This is a genomic window from Streptomyces sp. NPDC048506 (assembly GCF_040651315.1).
GTDB lineage: Bacteria > Actinomycetota > Actinomycetes > Streptomycetales > Streptomycetaceae > Streptomyces.
Genome location: NZ_JBEZIX010000059.1, coordinates 1 through 14942, shown reverse-complemented (window position 1 = coordinate 14942; position 14942 = coordinate 1). Strand labels below are relative to the sequence as shown.

The 14942-nt window shown below is 68.3% G+C and carries 13 protein-coding genes and 4 pseudogenes; 7 read left to right on the top strand and 10 right to left on the bottom strand.

The genetic code is table 11. The annotated features are described in order from the left end of the window. The first annotated feature begins 277 nt into the window (after window positions 1-277). Entirely contained in the window at window positions 278-766 is a 489-nt protein-coding gene (locus AB0C96_RS35565) for a hypothetical protein (RefSeq protein ID WP_362923386.1), read from the top strand. Next, window positions 763-1089, top strand: coding sequence for a transcriptional regulator (locus AB0C96_RS35560; RefSeq protein WP_362923384.1), 327 nt, complete (start codon window positions 763-765; stop codon window positions 1087-1089). The genes AB0C96_RS35565 and AB0C96_RS35560 overlap by 4 nt, the downstream gene beginning before the upstream one ends. Window positions 1090-1205: 116 nt before the next feature. Here the strand turns inward: AB0C96_RS35560 and AB0C96_RS35555 are convergent, their stop codons facing one another. Further along, complete coding sequence (locus AB0C96_RS35555) at window positions 1206-1961, bottom strand: hypothetical protein (RefSeq protein WP_362923382.1); 756 nt, start codon at window positions 1959-1961, stop codon at window positions 1206-1208. A gap of 613 nt (window positions 1962-2574) precedes the next feature. Between AB0C96_RS35555 and AB0C96_RS35550 the strand changes: the two are divergent. From AB0C96_RS35550 to AB0C96_RS35540, 3 genes and pseudogenes are all read left to right on the top strand, one after another. Next, a pseudogene (locus AB0C96_RS35550) lies at window positions 2575-3103 on the top strand (winged helix-turn-helix domain-containing protein). Continuing rightward, a pseudogene (locus AB0C96_RS35545) lies at window positions 3100-3168 on the top strand (IS630 family transposase); the annotation flags it as partial. The pseudogenes AB0C96_RS35550 and AB0C96_RS35545, both read left to right, overlap by 4 nt. A 188-nt stretch (window positions 3169-3356) precedes the next feature. Then, window positions 3357-3581 carry a hypothetical protein gene (locus AB0C96_RS35540; protein WP_362923465.1) on the top strand — a complete coding sequence of 75 codons (225 nt, stop codon included), beginning with the start codon at window positions 3357-3359 and terminating at the stop codon, window positions 3579-3581. Window positions 3582-3618: 37 nt separating this feature from the next. Here the strand turns inward: AB0C96_RS35540 and AB0C96_RS35535 are convergent. The 7 genes and pseudogenes from AB0C96_RS35535 to AB0C96_RS35505 form a co-directional block, all read right to left on the bottom strand. After that, window positions 3619-3756: pseudogene (locus tag AB0C96_RS35535) on the bottom strand (helix-turn-helix domain-containing protein); the annotation flags it as partial. 309 nt (window positions 3757-4065) lie between these two features. Further along, window positions 4066-4188 carry a hypothetical protein gene (locus AB0C96_RS35530; protein WP_362923380.1) on the bottom strand — a complete coding sequence of 41 codons (123 nt, stop codon included), beginning with the start codon at window positions 4186-4188 and terminating at the stop codon, window positions 4066-4068. 84 nt (window positions 4189-4272) lie between these two features. Next, window positions 4273-4779 carry a hypothetical protein gene (locus tag AB0C96_RS35525; protein ID WP_362923378.1) on the bottom strand — a complete coding sequence of 169 codons (507 nt, stop codon included), beginning with the start codon at window positions 4777-4779 and terminating at the stop codon, window positions 4273-4275. Between the two features lie 297 nt (window positions 4780-5076). Continuing rightward, window positions 5077-6003, bottom strand: a complete 927-nt coding sequence (locus tag AB0C96_RS35520; protein WP_362923377.1) for a recombinase family protein — start codon at window positions 6001-6003, stop codon at window positions 5077-5079. A 202-nt stretch (window positions 6004-6205) separates the two neighbouring features. After that, window positions 6206-7072 carry an AraC family transcriptional regulator gene (locus tag AB0C96_RS35515; protein WP_362923375.1) on the bottom strand — a complete coding sequence of 289 codons (867 nt, stop codon included), beginning with the start codon at window positions 7070-7072 and terminating at the stop codon, window positions 6206-6208. A 56-nt stretch (window positions 7073-7128) separates the two neighbouring features. Next, window positions 7129-7941, bottom strand: a complete 813-nt coding sequence (locus AB0C96_RS35510; RefSeq protein WP_362923373.1) for a phytanoyl-CoA dioxygenase family protein — start codon at window positions 7939-7941, stop codon at window positions 7129-7131. Between the two features lie 265 nt (window positions 7942-8206). Beyond that, window positions 8207-11116 (bottom strand): annotated as a pseudogene (locus AB0C96_RS35505) (Tn3 family transposase); the annotation flags it as partial. On the opposite strand from AB0C96_RS35505, the gene AB0C96_RS35500 reads away from it, so the two are divergent. Next, window positions 11082-11873, top strand: coding sequence for a hypothetical protein (locus AB0C96_RS35500; RefSeq protein ID WP_362923371.1), 792 nt, complete (start codon window positions 11082-11084; stop codon window positions 11871-11873). The pseudogene AB0C96_RS35505 and the gene AB0C96_RS35500 overlap by 35 nt on opposite strands. 30 nt (window positions 11874-11903) lie before the next feature. Here AB0C96_RS35500 and AB0C96_RS35495 read toward each other — a convergent pair whose 3' ends face one another. Further along, complete coding sequence (locus AB0C96_RS35495; protein WP_362923369.1) at window positions 11904-12806, bottom strand: sigma-70 family RNA polymerase sigma factor; 903 nt, start codon at window positions 12804-12806, stop codon at window positions 11904-11906. A gap of 95 nt (window positions 12807-12901) precedes the next feature. Between AB0C96_RS35495 and AB0C96_RS35490 the strand changes: the two genes are divergently transcribed. Continuing rightward, window positions 12902-13567, top strand: coding sequence for a nitroreductase (locus AB0C96_RS35490; RefSeq protein WP_362923367.1), 666 nt, complete (start codon window positions 12902-12904; stop codon window positions 13565-13567). Window positions 13568-13643: 76 nt separating this feature from the next. Here AB0C96_RS35490 and AB0C96_RS35485 read toward each other — a convergent pair. Then, window positions 13644-14942: transposase (locus AB0C96_RS35485; protein ID WP_362923366.1), on the bottom strand; the 1299-nt coding region annotated here is incomplete at its 5' end.

Sequence of the window (14942 nt, the reverse complement as noted above, 5' to 3'; positions counted from 1 at the left end):
GACACTGGAACCGTCACAAGATCAGCGTCAGAGCCGAATTACGTGACCGTTCACAGCCGTAGCGGATGGCACTCAACGTCCGCCTACTCCTGCGCCCCCAAGCTCATGCGCGTCGTCGAGCACGAGGCCGACACCGTCGAAGGTCACCAGTGAGGTCCAGTTTGCGACCCATGGCAACGGCGCCGCCACTGGGGGCTCTTCCTAGCTCGGGTTGCCAAATATGAGTCTAGAAAGTAGTTTCCACTTGGAAAGTGACTTTGTGTGCGGGAGTGAGTGGATGGACGAGTACCGGGTGGGCATGGACGTTGTCGCTCGTCAGCGCCGGGCCGCGGCTGCGCGGGTTCGACTGGGCTGGTGGTTGCCGGTGTTGAGCACGGTGTCCTGGACGCTTGCGGTCAGCAGTGCGTTCCCGGCTGCCGGATACCGGCGCTTGGGTATTCCGGACCTGCCATACGGCCAGGTCGGCAGTCTGCTGTTCGTGGTGTCGATGGCGGTGTTCTCCGTGCGGTCTGGGACGAATAGGTGGGATGTAGGACCGTTCGCGGTGTATCCGTCGTTGCGTCGGCGATTCCCCGCGTTCGTCCTGGTGGGCCTGGCCAGCTTGATGGTGGTGTTCGGGCTGGGCCGGCTGAGCAATTCGTCGAGCGGCGCCGCATGGGCGGCCGTCGTGGTCGCGGTGGTCGCGGGGGGCGTGATCGCGTTCCTGCTGACCTGGATGGCTGCGGGGATCCGTGGCGACATCCTGACGGGGAGTCAGCGGCGGTGACCGACACATCCGAGGGGCTGGACCCCGTGATCCATCAGCTGCCGAAGCTGTCGATCTGTGCGTTGCTGGCCGCAGGCCCGCAGTGGGTAGAGTTCCGGACGGTCCGGGAGGCAACGGGGCTGAGCGATTCGATGGTGTCCAAGCACAGCCGCGCCTTGGAGGACACGGGCTACATCGAGGTCCGCAAGGGCGGAATCGGGCGGCGCCCGCGCACCTGGTTCCGCATAACGCCGCTGGGCCAGGCCCGCTACAGCCGACACGTCGCAGCACTGCAGCGGCTACTCCAACATGAACCTGACCAGGACACCAACCCGGAGGCCTGACCACCGCGTACTCGAAAGTAGCGATCGTGCGGGAGCCGTGACTGCGCCCCATACGTGCAGAATGCTGCCGGGCACCCCGAATTCTTGAGGGTGCCCGGCAGCGTCTGATCGAACAGCTACATACCCAGGCAGGTGAGGACGGCGTTGCTGTAGTACAAGGACAGGGCCGACGCGCACACAGGCCCCGTGAGCGCGCAGGGTATCGCGATGGCCTTTATGATCCAGTCGGGAATCTCGCTGTCACCCGTGCATTTCTTAAGGTCGTCCCAGAAACTCGCCTGCTGGACGTGACCACCCGAGGTGAACCCCGCCTGCAGAATGTGGCCACCTGAGGTCACCTTCGGCACAGGACCGGTCGCCGGGGCCGGCGACGCGCCGTCACTCGAGGCGCTCACGTGCTGAGTGAGGACACCATCCTTCCAGGCCGTCCACACCCCAGAATTCGGTCCCGTGGGCTGGAACTGCGACTCGGCGCTGTGCAGCGCACCGTCCTTGCCGATCTGCACCGTCAGGCCGCTCGCGGCATGCAGTCCCGCACCTTGGATGGGGATCGCCAGGGTAGTGCCGTCCGGCCCGACGGCTGCGCGAGCGCGCTCGATCGCCAGGTGCGCGCCGTCGGGCAGGTGCGTGACCAACTGACCGGAGGCTATCTGCTTCTTCACCCGTGCCACAACGTCGGCCTTGACCTTCGCGGGGGCCGCTGAATGTTCCTTGCGGAACTGCTGCAACGCGTTCTTGAAGTTCTGCGCCGCCTTGTCATTCGAAGCCACCTGGACCGCAACAGTCGATTGCTCCGCGACTGCAGGCGCCGTCCCGGTGCTCGTCGGAGCACTCGCACCGGCCACACTCCCGACGGAAAGCACCATCGACATCGCTACCCCTGCAGCTACCGCCGAGAACCCTGAGGCGACCACTGCAGTGACCGTCGGAACACTCCACCTTGTTCTACGCACAGTTTTCTTCCCCCAACTACCTATTTCCACATGGCTACTTGCGATCGACTGCTTACAGGGCGAGTCGATCAAGGGGGAAAGGGCATGCGGATGCGTCGCTTGGCATGGAAACTGAACGACCCCCGTTCCTTCTCCCCCTGGTTCTTTTCCCGGCCACTTGGATAGGTCAGGCCGGGCGAACTGACGCAACATTAAGCCATACCTCAAGCGAGATCAAAAACATTCCTCAGCGACCAAAATCGTTACGGGGTGGCATTTGGTGACACGTCCGATATGGCACCGCAGTTCTCGCCAAATTGCCCATGATTTTTCAGTCAATTGGGATTCGAATTTGGTTGAATATGCATCAATCTGATTCGGAGTCCGCCCGGAAGGCCAGTTGTCCCGCGCCAGCGCGGTGGACCCGCCAAGCTGCTGGTGAGCTGCATCCAATAGCGCGGCGAAGTCCCTCTCGCGAAAGCGTGTTACTGAGCTTGAACTCGTGGTGTCGTAGGGGCTGACGGCTGGTCGTCCGCTGCGGTATCACCGAGGCATGCGGTATCCACAAGGGGGAGGGCTGACCGCCGAACGGCAACGGTTACGCGAGTGGTTACGACTTCAGGCTGCGGAACGGTTCGCCCTGAATGAGGCGAGTGCAGCGATCGCCAAGGACCTGCGGGTCAGCGTCCGGTCGGTGCAGCGGTGGCGGCGTACGTGGAACGAGGGCGGTCCGCGAGCTCTGCGGTCGCAAGGACCGGCGTCGCTCCGCGGCTGAGCCAGAAGCAGTTCGCGCAGCTGGAGGTGTGGCTGGCCAAGGGGCCGGCCGCACACGGCTGGGAGGACCAACGGTGGACGCTTGCGCGGGTCAAGACGGTGATCGGGCGGCGCTTTCACCTCACCTACACGAGCGCAAGCTCCTGGTCCGTAACGGCTGGTCCGGCCAGGTCCCGGCCCGACGCGCCATGGAGCGGGACGACGAGACAGTTGCCGGGTGGGTCAAGGAGGTGTGGCCCTGCGCGGAAGGCTCGCGGCGGCCCGTGGAGCCTGGCTCGTCTACGAGGACGAAGCCGGATTCTCCATGACGCCGCCGCAGGCGAAGACCTGGTCACAGCGCGGCCGGACCCCGGTGGTGCGCGCTCGGCCTCGCCCGGATACGTCAGCGTGCGAGCGGCGACGGCGGACCGGCCTTCCCGTCCAGGCGTCGCCTCTGGACCTGAAGTAGATGGAGGTCGCAGCCCGCCACCGCCCTCTCCTCATCCGGGTGAGGTTCCCGCTGAAGAACCCTGTGGGGTGGTAGAGGTGGGCATCGCTCGTGACTTATTCCGAGGAGGCAGAATGCCCGCCGGTACGTGGACGGACGAGGTGCTGGACCGGATGCGGGGCACCGGTGATGCAGCGGGCGACGCCGCGATCAGCGAGACCTACGAGCTGGGGCGGCAGGAAGAGGTGCGGCAGGCGCTGCGCGGGTTCGGCAAGAACAGCGAGGTCCCGGCAGATGCGCCTGCGACAGATAGGCCGCGGCCCGGCGCAGGACCTCGTTCTCCTGCTCCAGCAGCTTGATACGCCGACGTGCTTCCCTCAGTTCCGCGCTCTCCTGGCTGGTCACCCCGGGCTTGGACCCGTCGTCGATATCCGCCCGACGCATCCACTTCCACAACGTCATCGGGTGGACCCCGAAGTCGGTGGCCACCTGCTCCACCGTGACACCCGGGCCGCGGTTCCTCGCGACCCGCACGACGTCCTGGCGGAACTCTTCCGGATAAGGCTTGGGCACAGCGACATCCTTCCCACCCGCCCTACAGGGCAAGCCAGTTCAGATGCCACCCGATCGTGCAGCAGACCCAGGCGACTTGACCCGAAGCGGGCTTCATGAGCGCTTCAGTCGGCGAGTCCCGCCAGATGAAGCAATCAGTCACACGAGCCATAGTTGGCCATCTCGATCCACTCAGCCGGGTCCTTGTCGCCCTTGGAGCGGTTGGAACCGAGGTTGACCGCGATGAGGCTGCGCTCGGCGTCCATGTCGCTGGCGTCGCGCTCGCGGCGTTCAGCGGTCCACTTCGAGGCGCCGGAGTCCCAGGTTCTGGTGGGCCGCCTCCGGAGTGCACGCGGCCACAGACACCATCAGCAACGGGCAGGCCAGCCCGGCGAAGCGGCGCGCGGAATGCATAGAAATTCCACGTCAGTGAGGTGACGTCACCTCCACGCGTTTACCCAGCACACCTGGGCGCGTCAACTGAGGACGTTGCCGGGGTCAGTCGTGCTCGGCTGGTGGTTGCTGGCTCAGGAAGTGTGCAGCTGCCTCGACCGCGTCGTTCTTGAGCTTTTCGACGGGTACGTCCCAGTTCTCGTCCCAGGCGCCGAGGGTGTGCGCGCACATGACGAGCGGCTGCAGCGTGTCGGGGTATTCGAAGTCCAAGGCGACGTCACGCCAGATCCGGAAGGCGCCGACCGCGGGGTCGAGGGAACCTTCCACCATCTGACCGGCGATCCAGTAGGCCAGGGCCCACCTCGCAGCCCGGGCATCGGCAGGTACCTCGACGTCAAGGCCCAGCTCGTACAGCACCTGCTCGAAGAGGTCCGGCGCTTCGAGCTCTTCGTTGCGGCCGAGGCCGGCCAGCATCGCAAGGGACTCGCTCTCGACCCCGGCAAGCAATGCGTCCAGACCGACGCGAATAAGGGTGTCGGAGGCGAAATATCCGCCGAACGCTCTCTCGTGCGCGATACGGCCCAGCTCCTTGAGCGCCTCATCACGAGTCACCAGACCTCCCGTCGGCGGACCGAGCCCGCAGCTTCCCGAGCCGCGCCCTGACTTCCTGACCCAGGCGATCGGCTTCGTGCTGATGCCGTATCACCGACCTGCTGCCTTCAACGGGCCGAGCAAGGACACCAGCGCGAGTTTATCGAGGCCGGTATGACTACCCACTCCCCCGAGTAACCGCCAACCGGATTCCCTACGACGACCAGCGCACCAGCGTTATCAACAGACCGTGATGGGGGTGTCGCCGAGGTGAGCCCAGAAGCCGCCAGTTGTTGATCTTGAGACCCGGACGGCTCGTTACGGGGTGTCGCCCGCGAGGGTGCTGACGCGGTTCGCGTACTCGCGGCGGGCCTTGCGCTGGGCCGGGACCGCCGGGGTGCCCTGGCCGCCATCGAGGGGCTGGCAGAGGTCGAGGAGTCGGCGATGGATGGCCGGGACGGCGGTGACGCGCAGGGTGTAGCCCTGGCCGCGCCGTACGGTCACGCCCTGGTCGAGCGCGACGCGCTCGGCGGGCCCCAGGTCGGCGGTACGGAGGGAGTCGGCGACCTTGCCCGGCATGTCGAGGGCGACCGGCAGTTCCGGGGCCGGGGCGTCCTGGCCGGCGGCGGTGTGCTCGGGCAGGAGGTCGGCGACGGCGGTACGGATGGCGCCGCGGCTGACGCCGTGGTCGCGGGCGAGGGCGGCGATGGACCGGCCCTCCAGGTACGCGGTGCGCACGGCGTCGGTCTTGTCGGCGGGGACGGCGGGGCGGCGCCCGCCCTTGTTGCCCTTGGCCTCGGCGGCCCGCAGGCCGTCGTAGGTCAGTTCGCGCTGGAGGTCGCGTTGGAGTTCGCCGGCGGCGGCGAGGGTCTGCACCATGAACTTCACGGTGGACAGCAGCTCTCCGGTGCGCGGGTGGCGGGCGGTGAGGTCCATCGCGGAGAACGCGCCGTCGTGGATGCGCAGGGCGAGGCGGTCGCGGTGCAGGACGTCGAGCACGTCGAGGATGTGCCCCGTGCCGCGCACTAGGCGGAACATCTCGGAGATGTGCACGGTGTCGCCCGGCCGCGCGTACGCGAGCAGCTCGCCGAACTTCGGCCGCTCCAGCGGGTGGAGGCGGCTGGAGGTGCCGGTCTGTTCCTCGAAGACGACCGGGTCCTCGATTCTGGCCTCGTCCAGGACGAGGTTCTGACGGTCGGTCGACTGCCGGTCGGTCGACACCCGCTTGTAGACCAGGTTGGCCATGCCGCTCCCCGTGGTGGTGGTCGCATCCAACCCTAGCTGTCAGCAAACCCTGTCATCATCTGCCATCGGATCCGATTGGATCGGCGCCGCCAACAGACCCCGAAAACCCTGGGTTCATTGGACGCCCGTCGCACCTGTCTTCATCCGATCGTTTGCCGACAGGCGGGGACATTGTCGAAGTGCTCGACAGGGTGCCGCTGACTCAGCAGTGCTCAGGCTCCACGGCTAGCCACAGTTCGGCATCGACCTCCGTCTTCTGCGGCGACAGGCGGGTGCGCAGGATCTCAGGGCCGGTGCGGGTGCGGTACGGGTTCGACGGGAACCACTCGGTGAACACGTCCCGCCACAGCTCCTGGATGGCCTGCGGCGCCGGCCCGGAGGTGGTGAAGACCGCCCAGGTGCCGGCCGGGACCGCCAACGTAGTCGTGCCCTCAAGAGCGACCGCGGAGGTGATCACGCCGTGGTGGTAGTCGAGGACAGTGCCCTCGGCCCGGCTGGGGTCCATGCCGTCGCAGACTGCGACGATGCCGTGCGGCTCCTGGTCCGAGAGCTTCTCCAGGCGCTCCAGCGTCTGCGGATCGATCCCCCGGACAAAGTCCTTGATCGCCTGGTTTGGCCCGGCATGCACCAGCGGTACCCGGGTCTTGAGCCCGACGACGGTGAAGTCTGCCTTGTCCACGACGCGGTATCGCATACTGCTACTCCCTTCGATGGTGAGGCGGAAGGCCATCCGGGACTGGGAGTTGAGCGCGGCGCCGGTACGCCGGGCCTCGCCGGGTCCGATGCCGTGCATGGCACGGAACGCTCGCGCGAACGCCTCGCCGGAGCCGTAGCCGTAGCGCACAGCGATCTCCAGCAACGTCTCACGTCCCGCGAGTACCTCGGCGCCCGCGAGGGTGAGCCGGCGGCGCCGAACGTACTCCAGCAGGGGCATTCCTGCGAGCGCGGAGAACATCCGGCGCAGGTGGTGCTCCGAGGTGGCGGCAATGCGTGCCAGTTCCTTCACGTCAAGGTCCTGGTCGAGATGCCCCTCGATGTGCTCCATGGCCTGGTTCAGCCGCTCCAGCATGCCCGGCCTCCTTTCCCTTCTCACGACCACCTTGCCAGCGATGGTCTGAAGCACGTCTATCGGGCGCTGCGGTCGGTGCCGTCTCCGTCTGGACCGGGAGTGTCCTGTCCCAGACCCCGGCGGATCGCAATCTCCACGGGTGAGTACGCGCCGTCGGCCCGCTCCAGTTCGTACGGCGCTGCCGGCATCAGCGGCGGCTGCGCCATAAAGCGTGGCCGCACCCCATGGTGCGGTTGCGCCGCGTGCACCAGGAACGGATGACACAGGAAGACGTCGCCTGGGGACCCGGTCGCAAGGGCGAGTGGCCGGTGGTCGGACGCCGCCACCAGATCGGGCGCGAGGGTCAGCCCGCTCGCCCCGTCCTCCCCGTACTTCTCCAACACCTTCGGCACGTCAAGGTGCGAGCCGACCCGGATCCGGGTCGGGGCGTCCTCCTCACCGACCTCGCTGAACAGGAACAGCATCAGCAGCGCCCGGCCCTGGGAGCGCAAATTGGTGAAGTACCAGCTCTCGCCCTCCGGCAGATAGCTCCCCTCGATGTGCCAGCCCGCGTCGTCCGGCTCCTCCTCGTGCGGAAAGCGCAGCGGGAACGTGCCCAGCGAGTAGCGTGGCTCCCAGCGTCCCGCGCCGACGAGCAGGTCGTACGCGCGATGCAGGGACGGGGAGTTGGGACCGGCGGCAAACGGTCCCTGAGCCATGCCGCCCACCCAGTGCACGGGCTGCGTCCACGTCGACGGGTCGTCCGGGTCGCAGCCCGTCTCCCGCCACAGCAGCCGTGCACAGTCTGCGGCCACGCGCGGCGCGACGGCGCCCTCCAACTTCACGAAACCGTCGCGGAGGAAACGGGCAACCAAGGTCGTGTCATCCATGCCCCCATCGTGCGGCGATACCTGCCCCGGTCACCCGACATTCTCCGCACCGTCTTTGTCGGGTGATCACCGGAACGCGGTCAGGCGGCGCGCGCCGCCTAGCCGACCATGACCAATCTCAGCGGCACCTTCTTCTGCCGCAACTACTCCCATCCGAACCCGCTGGGGGCAGTCCGCCTGGGAGAAGTGCCAGTTCGCCGGGACAACCGAGTTCCCCGAGGCCCCTTACTCGAAGGCCGAACCGCCGACCTCCGGAAGCGTCGACTCAGTCCTCGCTGCCGTCATCGTCCTCTTCCAGCTCCGGGGCGTCCGGGTCGCGCAGCGGGCGCAGGGCGCCGGCGGCCGGGGTGGAGGCGGTGAAGCTGTAGCGGCCGAGCAGGTTCAGGTTGCGGTGCTTGAGCGGGGAGAGCCGGGCGATGTCCTCGTCCCGGATCTCGTGGCCCTCGGCGCGCAGTTGGGCGACGGCGGCGTCGAGGTACTTCGTGTTCCAGAGCACGATGGCGTTAAGGACCAGGCCGAGCGCGCCGAGCTGGTCCTCCATCCCGTCGCGGTATGCCTGGTGGATGGTGCCGCGCTTGCCGTGGCACACGTCGCGGGCGAGCTTGTGGCGGGACTCCTGCACGGTGAGCTGCCGGTTCATCTGCCGGCGGTAGGTGTCGTCCACCGGGTCGACGACCCGCAGCAGGTGCTCGGTCTTGGCGATCCGCCCGTACTCGGCGAACGCCGCCCCGAGCGGGGTCGGGCGGCCGTCGCGGCCGAACATGCGCAGTAGGTCGTAGGCGCGGACCTGGTTGGTGACCAGGGAACCGGCGACCTTCAGCATGTCCGGCCAGTGCGTGATCACCTTGTTCAGGTTCACGCGGTTGCGGGCCAGGTCCTCCACCGCGCCGTAGGTGCCGGTCTCGACGCCGGGCATGGTGGCCCGCCAGAACCGCTGATCGTCCAGGTCGCGGAATCGCGGGCTGAAGTTATAGCCGAGGATCTTGAACAGGCCGAACACCATGTCCGAGTACGAGGCGTTGTCGGTCGCCACCATCTCGGGCTTCACCCCGCCGTCCAAGTTCAGCAAGGCGTCCAGGATGTGCAGGGAGTCGCGCGGAGTACCGGGCACGACCATCTGCCCAATGCCCGCGACCTGGTCGTTCACGGCGTTGAGCCAGGTGATGCCCCGCTTGAACCCGAAGTACTTCGGCGACGGGGCGGCGTTGATGGTGCGCACCGGCACCTGGAAGCGCAGCCCGTCCACCGAGGCCAGCAGCCCGTAGCCCCAGTAGCGCACGATCGGGATGCCGGCCTGGGCGGCGATCAGCGCGGCGTTCGCCGCGGCGATGGTGTCGGCGCGCAGGTAGTACTGGTCGACGTGCACGAGCCGGGCCCGGGTCAGGGCCTCGTAGCCGGGGTTGACCACCGGGGCCAGGCCGATGTTGCACGCCTCGGACACCAGCAGCGCGACCACCGAGGTGGGCAGGTCCTTCATCCGGGTCGTGCCGTCGCCGAGGTGCACGAAGGCGTCGAGGAACCCGGTCCAGGCGTTCACCTCGAACAAAAGGTCCGGCAGGTCGATCTTCGGGAGCATCCTCTCAACCCGCTTGCGCAGCCAGGTCAGGGACTTCGGTTCGCCGAGGGCGCCGAGCTTGTCGACGTTCAGCTTCACCCGCCCGTCGTCCTGCACCTCGATGGAGACCTTCGCCGCCGGCCCCGCCTCCTCCAGCCGTTCGGCGAGCTGCTTCCATCCGGCGTCCAGGCCCCGCACCAGCTCCGCCAGGTGCTCGGTGACGGGCATGTCCAGGCTCAGCCCGGCCAGCACGTCCTCCTCGACCGCGTCCCAGTCGGGCCCGTCCAGCAGGCGGGCCCGCGGGTTGGACCAGCGGTGCGACGGTGCGGCGAACACGTCGCGGTTGTTCAGGGCCCGGTGCAGCTGCTCCAGCACGCACACCACGTACGCGTCCCGGTCCGCCGCGCCCTGCGGCAGATCAGGGTTGGCGTACACCGCCTTGCGCCACGCGGGCGGCACCAGCTTGTCGTCCACCTCGCGCGGCAGCAGCGGCTTGACCCCCACCTTCCGCCGCGCCAGCGCCGGAAGATCCCGTACCCCGGCCAGGACCCGCTTCCCGGCGCTCGCCGCATCCAGCGCCTTCGACTCGCCCAGCAGCGACAGAAACGGGCGCACCGTCGCGTACCGGTTCGCGAGCGCGGCCCGCATGGCGATCTCGGCCGAGTTCTCGTCCTCGGGCACCAGGGTCACCACGGTGGCCGCCGCGGTCATCACGGCGGCGCGCGGGGCAACTTCCTCCACGGCTGCCCAGAGCGCGGCCACGTCCAGGTCCGCCTCCTGCTCCTCGACCAGCTCCAGCTCCTCGAACAGCACCTTCGCCGCCCGCGCCAGCACCCATGACGCCTTCTCCAACTGCGGCAGCGTCGACAGCCGCTCCTTCTCCGTCTTCCGCTTCGCCGTGCTCAGCAGCCGGGTGGCCATCAGGACCTGGAACAGATCCAGGGCCTCGTCGACCGCCTTCGCCTCCAAGTGCCGCATCACCGCGGTGAGCATCGCCGTGCGCTTCGGCTCCGCCGCCCGCTCCAGCAGCGGCGCCTTCGACCCCAGCGCGTACCGGGCCAGCGCCGCCATCCGGTTCGGCGGGATCTGCGACAGCCTCAGCCGACCGAGCCGGTACGCGCCGATCTCGTCCACCCGCTCCAGCGCGCGGGCGAACGCCGTGCCTGTGGTCCGCGTCGGCGGCCGGCGCAGCCGCTCCAGCTCGGAGAACCGCGAGCCCTCCGGCGTCTTCAGCGTCGCCACCAGATCCCCGGGCAGCGCCGGGTCCGCGCGGCGGGCGGCGCCCGCGACGGTGGCGTGCAGCCGCTTGTCCGCGACCTTCCGCACCTCCGACACCTGCCGGGCCAGCACCGACACGCCCGGCAGCAGCACCCGGTTGCGGCGCAGCCAGCCCACCGCGTGGTCGAACAGCGCCTTCGGGCCCTCGGCGTGCGTCCACGCCCGGCCGTGCAGGAACGTACGGAACCGCCGGGACCACTCGGGATCGTCGTACTCGTGGTACTCGTAGGCGTCCCGGATCTCCCACGCGTGCTCGTAGGCCGTCTTCGGCCGCTCGGTGTACCGCTTCACCACCGACGGGTCCTCGATGCCGAGCTGTGCGGCCAGGTGCTCGACCACCGGCACCGCGTTCCTCGACTGGCTCGTCGACCGGGGCCACACCCTCGCCACCTGCGGCCAAACCGGCATCGACGCATGGCACGCCGAACACAACCAGCACGCCGGCAACACCATCCGGAACTTCCTGCTGTGGTGTTCGGCCAGCAAGCTCACCCGGCCCTTCCGGCTGCCTCCAGTGCAGATCAGCCAGGCGGCACCGATGCCGCAGGCCGAGCGCCTGGAGCTGATCGGCCGCCTTCTCACCGACCCGAGCCTGCCTCTGCGAGTCCGCGTTGCTGGGAGCATCGTCCTGCTTTACGCCCAGCCGCTCAGCCGCGTCGTCCGCCTCACTCTGGACGACGTCACCCGCACCGCCCAGCAGACCCTCCTCCGGCTCGGCGAGCCGCCGTCCCCCGTTCCCGAACCCCTCGCGGAACTCCTGTTCCGCTGGATCGACAGCCGGGACAACATGAACACCGCGACCAACCACGCATGCCGGTGGCTGTTCCCGGGCCGCCGAGCCGGGCAACCGATCCATCCCGACGTTCTGGCAGCGCTCCTCAACGACATCGGCATCCCCACCACCGCCGGTCGCACCGCCGCGATCCGGCAGCACGTGCTGGAGATGCCCGCCCCGGTCGTCGCGGAGGCTTTGAGCTATCACCGGGTCACCGCGGCCAAGCTGGCCTCCGAAGCCGGAGGCACCTGGAGCCGATACGCCTCTGGGGACCACTGGCGGTCACCACCAGGCTGGACTCCTCGGAGAACTGGTGACAGTTGAATACGCGAGCCCACCAGTACCGAGGCCGGGTTAGCCGCCGAGGGTGATGGCTTCGTCGAGGAGGGCCAGATCAAGTTGCTGAAGTCGGTTCGGGTCGGCGATGAGTTCGTACCCGGTGATCCTCTCGCGGGCCGTCGTGATGGTAAGGGCGAGCTGCAGTCGTCCGTACGGCGCGACCGCGACCCCCACGGCGCCGCCGATGAGTACCGGCTCCGCGACGTGCGCGTTCCGTCCGAAGACGACGATCTCCTCCGCCACGGCCCGCGCACCGCGCACCTCGACCGGTCTGCCCTCTGGAAGGGCCGCGCGGTCCGCACGCCGTACGACGTCGGGCGCCAGTACCGCGAGGACCGCGTCGATGTCGCCCGCTCGCGCCGCCGCCAGGAACGCCTCGATCACGAGCCGCTGCCGGGCGAGCTCCGCGCCGGGGACGGCGGGGGCGCCCCGTACCTTGCGCCGAGCCCGGCTCGCGAGCTGCTTCGCAGCGGCGACGGAACGGTCCACGACGGGGGCGATCTCGTCGAACGGCACGACGAACATGTCGTGCAGCACGAACGCGACACGCTCGGCGGGGCCAAGCCTGTCCAGCACGACCAGAAGGGCGCGGCCCACCAAGTCGACCAGCACTGCCTCCTGTTCCGGGCGGCCACCCACAGTGGGATCTGGGCCCTCATCGGGCACCGGGTGGCCTGCTGGGTCCTCCCGCCGTGATGCGCGGGCCCGCAGCATGTCGAGGCAGATGCGGGAGACCGTCGTCGTGAGCCAGCCGCCCAGGTTGTGCACGGCGTCGGCTTCGGTCCGGGCCAGTCGCAGCCAGGCTTCCTGGACGGCGTCCTCCGCCTCGCTGTGCGAGCCAAGCATGCGCTGAGCGACCGCGCGCAGCCGGCTGCGGTGCGTCTCGAAGCCCTCTGCGAGGCCGTCGTGCGTGCTCACCGGTCACCTCTCCCCGTCGCCGACCGTCACCACCGTAGAGGGTCCCGACATCAGGTGGCTGGCGGGGCTCGGAGTCGATATGCAGGGAGCTTGTCTTGGACGTCTACGAAGCGGTTGCGAGCCGACGGGCGGTGCGCCGGTTCAGCGGGGAGCCGATCCCCCGGGAAACGCTGGAACGTGTGTTGTCCGCCGCAGCCCGATCACCGTCCGGGGCGAACCTTCAGCCCTGGCACGTCTACGTGCTGACTGGCGCGCCGCTGGCGGAGCTGAAGAAACGCGCCGCCGAGCGGGTGGCCGCAGGCGACCCCGGGGACGAGCGGGAGTACCAGATGTACCCGCCCGAACTGAAGTCTCCCTACCGGGAGCGCCGATCCGCCGCCGCGGAGCAGCGCTACGCCGCGCTCGGAATCTCACGCGAGGACCGGCGGTCGCGTGAGGCGGCCGTTGCCGCGAACTGGGACTGCTTCGGTGCGCCCGCGGCCTTGTTCTGCTACATCGACCGCGACATGGGACTGGCCCAATGGGCTGACCTCGGCATGTACCTGCAGACCGTCATGCTGCTGCTGCGTGCCGAGGGGCTGCACACCTGCCCTCAGATGGCGTGGTCGGTGTACTGCCGGACCGTCGCAGAGGCTGTGTTGCCCCCACCCGGACTGATCCTGTTCTGCGGCGTGTCCATCGGGTTCGAGGCCCCGGCCGCGTGTCACGACCGCATCGACCGGGCCCCGCTCGCCGAGACGGTCACTTTCGTCGACGGCTAGGGCGTTCCTGCCGTCAGTCCGATAGCGGGGCGGGATCGCCGCTCTTCCCGCCCCGCACGCCGTGGTTCTTCGGTGCTCAGGCGGCCTTGCCGAAGCCGGAGGTGGCCGGTTCCTGTTCGCGGAGCTGGGTGAAGTCGACGTCGAGCTTGGGGTCGTAGGCCTCGGGCTGGATGCCGAGTTCGTGGGTGGAGTACTCGCCGAACCGCTTGATGTGCTCGGTCAGGTACGGGGAGACCTGGGCCAGGTCCTCCGGATCGATCTCCCATCCCTCCTCCAGGAGCTGGCGGACGGTCTCGGCGATGTCCAGGGCGTTGTGGAAGATCACCGTGTTCGTCAACAAAGCATTGAATTTCATCGCCTTCTCCTGCTCGACGGGGTCGTTGTCGGCGATGACGCCCTGGTTGCCGAAGCCGACCCACTGGGAGAACCGGTTGAAGGACTCGACCTTGTTCGTCGCCGCCGTCACCCGCCGGCGAAGTGGGGCGTCCGTCAGATACCGCAGCAGTTGCACGGTGCGGATGACGCGGCCGACCTCGCGGAACGCTGCGTAGGTGGCGTTCTTGTGCGACCCCGACCGCAGCCGCTTGAGCAGCGTCGCCGAGGAGATGACGCCCTCGCGGACGGAGACGGCCACCCGCATCAGGTGCCGGAACTGGGATTCGATCAGGTCCCAGTCGATGACGCTCTTCCCCACCTCGCCGAACAGGGCGTCGATGTGCACGTACTCGCTCTGCTTGCTCGATCGGTAGAAGGTCAGGCCCTTCCAGTTCCGGATCCTGGGCATCAAGTCGAAGCCCAGCAGGTGGGCAAGGGTAAAGACAGGCAGCGACTGGCCCTGCGTGTCCGCATGCACGGTGGTGGGCTTGACCTCAGAGGCGTTCTTGAGCAGGCCCTCGATGATGTAGACGGCCTCCCACACCCCACACGGAATGAAATGGGTGAAAAGCGCAATATAGGTGTCTGAGATGTGGTGGTACGCGATGCCGCCCGGCTTCCCGTACCGGACGGACGTCTCGGCGAGCAGGTTGTCGAGGTAGGTGTCCATGTGGGTGCCGTCGGCGGCCACGACGGTGCCGTCGCCCCACGCCTGCGAGATGTCCAGACGGGCATGCGCGTTGACCAGGTCGGCGATGGCCTCGTTCAGCAGCACCAGGGAGAAGTGCCGGTCCGCCACGTAGGCCAGCTCGTGCCCGCTCACGCCGGGGATGTGGCGGGCGGCCTCGTACGGGCCCATGTTGGTGCCCTTCACGAAGGTGCAGAGCACGTACCGGCCGACCGGATCCTGGAGTTTGGGGTCGTTGCCCGAGGGCGGGCCGAAGCGGCGCCACCACTCCACCCAGTACGCGGTCCGCGCGCAGATCCCGATCAACGTGCG